Origin of the sequence: Desulfovibrio sp. 1188_IL3213 (assembly GCF_036763145.1) — a bacterium.
GTDB lineage: Bacteria > Desulfobacterota > Desulfovibrionia > Desulfovibrionales > Desulfovibrionaceae > Desulfovibrio.
In genome coordinates this window covers 1-3463 of the sequence record NZ_JBAIYR010000247.1, presented here as the reverse complement: position 1 = coordinate 3463, position 3463 = coordinate 1, and the positions used below count along the sequence as shown (strand labels likewise).

The following is a 3463-nucleotide window of genomic DNA, read 5'->3' as shown; positions in this document are numbered from 1 at the left end:
CAAGCCCAGAACAAGGGCGTCCGGCCCTTCACCCCGGCGTTGCCAGGACTCCGGCCCATCAGGCAGGGTCAGCACACGGCCGGAAAAATCCGGCAGGCAGGCCCGCCGGGGCATGGAGGACAAAGTGGGAGCTTCACGCGGCTGCTCCTTGTCCCCAGCACTTTCACGGCATGCCGCTGCGGAAATATTTTTTTTGCCGTTCCCGGCTGGTGGTGTTCTTTTTGCTTGTCCTGCCATGACTTCTCGCTTTGCCGTGTTTTTTCACAGCATAGCCAATGAGGGCGGCGTGGAAAAGCCCCGCCGCTTGTATGGCGGCGGGGCTTGTATGTCAGGAGGTGAGCAGTTCGCTTGAAAGGAGGTTTTTTTCGCTTACTTAATCACACCGCAGGCGATGCGTGCTCCGCCGCCGCCCAGGGGCGCGGGCTGGTCGGAATAGTTGTCGCCGCCGGCGTGGATCATGATGGAACGGCCCTTGAGGTCCTTGACGCTCAGGTTGGGGGCATGCACCTTGGCGTTGACCACGCCCTTGGCATCGGCATTGATGGCGGGCAGGTCGCCCTTGTGGCCGTGTTTGCCGGGGCCTTCATGCTTGCCGGTTTTATCGGGATCAAAGTGTCCGCCCGCAGCCAGACCGGCAATTTTTTTGCCGTCTTTTTCAGCAGGGGCGCAGGAAGGATTTTCGTGCACGTGCATGCCGTGCTCGCCTTCGCTTATGCCTACGATATCAACAAGAACGTCTACTCCGCCCTTGCCGTCATCAGCAAAGGTGATGAAGCCGATGGCCTCTCCCACGCCTTCATCAGTAATTTTATTGACAGGAACCTTAACGCTTTCCGCCTGGGCGACGCCGGCGCCGATCCAGAGGGCGCAACATACAAAGCTCAAGGCCAGCAGAATTTTTTTCATAAGCAGTCTCCTTTAATTACGGCGTACGGGCGAAAAGCCCGGTCGCCATGAAACCGTACTGATAACCTATATCATCAAAAGAGAGCGGTCAACGCATGTCGCCGTTTTTTTTCGGCTGCCTGCCCTACATGACACTTGGCGAAATGCGCAAAAAGGAGTACGCTTGCGCGTTGGTATTTATTATGAAGGAATATCGAGACCATTACTTCCTGAAGGCCAAGCGCGAGAACTATCCCGCGCGTTCGGTCTACAAGCTTAAGGAACTGGACGCCAAATTCCGCCTGTTGCGGCCCGGCCAAAAGATTCTGGACCTGGGGGCAGCCCCCGGCTCCTGGTCATTGGGCGCGGCGGAAAAGGTGGGTTCCCGGGGCCTGGTTCTGGCCTGTGACATTCAAAGCACCGAGACGGCCTTTCCCCCCCAGGTCATCTTCATGCAGGAAGACGTGTTCAACCGCTCCCCGGCCTTTGAGGCCAGACTGGAAGAACTCGGCCCCTTTGACCATGTTATAAGCGACATGGCCCCGCGCACCACAGGCACCCGCTTTACCGACCAGGCCCGCTCGCTGGACCTGGCTGTGGAAGCGCTGGCTGTGGCCTGCCTGCATTTGAAGCAAGGCGGCGGCTTTGTGGTTAAAATTTTCATGGGTCCGGACGTGCAGGAACTGCTTGCGCCCATGCGCAAGGCTTTTACAACGGTCAAGTCCTTCAAGCCCAAGAGTTCGCGCGCCGAAAGCAAGGAAACGTTTTTCGTGGGCCTTGGCTTTCGCGGCAAGCCGAACCAGACCGACCCCGTGGGTACGCCGCCGGGCAGGTAAAACAATTTATTCCCTAAAGGTTTCGGAGGTTTTATGGCTGGTCACAGTAAATGGGCCAATATTCAGCACCGTAAGGGCCGTCAGGACGCAAAACGCGGCAAGCTGTTCACCAAGGCCGCCAAAGAAATTATCATTGCAGCCAAGGGCGGCGGCGATCCCGCCATGAATCCCCGTCTGCGCGCGGCCATTGCTGCGGCCAAGGCCGTAAACCTGCCCAAAGACAAGATCGAGGCGGCCATCCGCAAGGGTACCGGCGAAGACGCCGGCGGCGATCTTACCGAAACCTTCTATGAAGGCTACGGCCCCGGCGGCATCGCTGTCATGGTCGAAGTAGCCACCGACAACAAGAACCGCACCGTGGCCGAAGTGCGCCACCTCTTTTCCAAGCATGGCGGCTCAATGGGTGAAAACGGCAGCGTTGGCTGGATGTTTGACCACAAAGGCGTCATCAGCGTTGAAAAAAACGCCTACCCCGAAGAAAAAATAATGGAAGCCGCCCTGGAAGCCGGGGCTGACGATGTTATTGACGATGGGGAAGAATGGACCATCCATACGGCCCTGACCGACTTCACCGCCGTGCGCGATTCGCTGGAAGCTGCGGGCATTGTCATGCAGTCTGCCGAGCTTGCCATGGTTCCCCAGAACCTGGTGGCTGTTGACGCGGACATGGGCCAGAAAGTGCTGCGCCTTATGGATGCCCTGGACGACAACGATGACGTGCAGAACGTGTACGCCAACGTCGACTTTCCCGAGGACATGCCCGAAGACTAGAGCAGCTTGCCAATGCAATGCATTGACTGCCCTGCAAGAGTTTTTCTGAAAATTCTTGCCCGAAAATGCGCCTTGGCAGGCTTTGTCTGCCCCAAGCGAGCATTTGGAACAGATTACCTTTGAGAATGGGCATTCTCAAAGTTTACGGCACGCTCGCTTCGGCGCTTGACAGCGCAAATAAATTGCGCTTGCTCACGCAGTCGCCGGAGCAGTTTCAGAGTGAAAATGCTCTAAAACGTCACAAGCCTCGAACGTTTCAGGCGTGGAGCGCGCGGCAGGGATCTGCCCTTAAAACCCTGCCGCGCAAGCCACCAGCGGCCTTGGGCGCATACGGACGCAACACCCTGTCCAGCGCCGCAGGCCGACAAACTTGCGGTGTGCGGCACAGCCCCTGAACCGCCTGACTTCCCGGTACGCCGTGACGCGTCATCACGGCACTGCCCGTATTTCACGGGCTTGTTCCCCCGCTCGGCCTGGGTTAGGCTGTGGCGGCCCCGGCGGAACACACAAAAAAGCACAGACCGCAAAATACCTTCCGCTCCGCGCCCGGCAACCGGGTACGGCCACAATCCTGAAACACGGCAGGCTTTCATGCAGGCATGGGACATAGAATTTCGCGCGCTCAGCGTGGGCTACGGCAGCCATGTGGTGCTCAGTGATGTCAACGCGGTGCTGCCGGGCGGCAAAGTGTCGGTCATTCTTGGCGGCTCCGGCTGCGGAAAATCGACACTGCTGCGCCATATCATCGGTCTGTCACGCCCTCTTTCCGGCCAGGTGCTGGTGGGCGGACGCGATCTTTTTTCGTTGGGCAAGGATGATTTTCGCAGGGTGCGCCGCCACATGGGTGTTCTTTTTCAGGACGGCGCCCTGCTCGGCGCGTTGAGTCTGGTGCAAAACGTCACCCTGCCCCTGAGCGAACACCTGCACCTGCCCCGCCCTCTGGTGCGCGAAGCGGGCTTGCGCGTGCTGCG

General features: G+C 58.8%; 5 protein-coding genes. 3 read left to right on the top strand and 2 right to left on the bottom strand.

All coding sequences use genetic code 11. The features are described 5' to 3' along the window. Window positions 1-237: hypothetical protein (locus V6C16_RS09650; protein WP_333543087.1), on the bottom strand; the 237-nt coding region annotated here is incomplete at its 3' end. Between the two features lie 132 nt (window positions 238-369). Continuing rightward, window positions 370-906 (bottom strand): superoxide dismutase [Cu-Zn] SodC, encoded by a 537-nt coding sequence (sodC, locus tag V6C16_RS09645; protein ID WP_333534464.1) that lies wholly within the window; start codon window positions 904-906, stop codon window positions 370-372. A 182-nt stretch (window positions 907-1088) separates the two neighbouring features. Here sodC and V6C16_RS09640 point away from each other — a divergent pair, with 182 nt between their 5' ends. From V6C16_RS09640 to V6C16_RS09630, 3 genes are all read left to right on the top strand, one after another. Then, the gene (locus V6C16_RS09640; RefSeq protein WP_333534469.1) at window positions 1089-1721 is read left to right on the top strand and encodes an RlmE family RNA methyltransferase; all 633 of its coding nucleotides are present in this window, start codon (window positions 1089-1091) and stop codon (window positions 1719-1721) included. A 33-nt stretch (window positions 1722-1754) separates the two neighbouring features. Beyond that, the gene (locus V6C16_RS09635; RefSeq protein WP_333534467.1) at window positions 1755-2492 is read left to right on the top strand and encodes a YebC/PmpR family DNA-binding transcriptional regulator; all 738 of its coding nucleotides are present in this window, start codon (window positions 1755-1757) and stop codon (window positions 2490-2492) included. A gap of 591 nt (window positions 2493-3083) precedes the next feature. Next, window positions 3084-3463, top strand: a 380-nt coding sequence (locus V6C16_RS09630; RefSeq protein ID WP_333543086.1) for an ATP-binding cassette domain-containing protein, incomplete at its 3' end; no start/stop codon positions are given.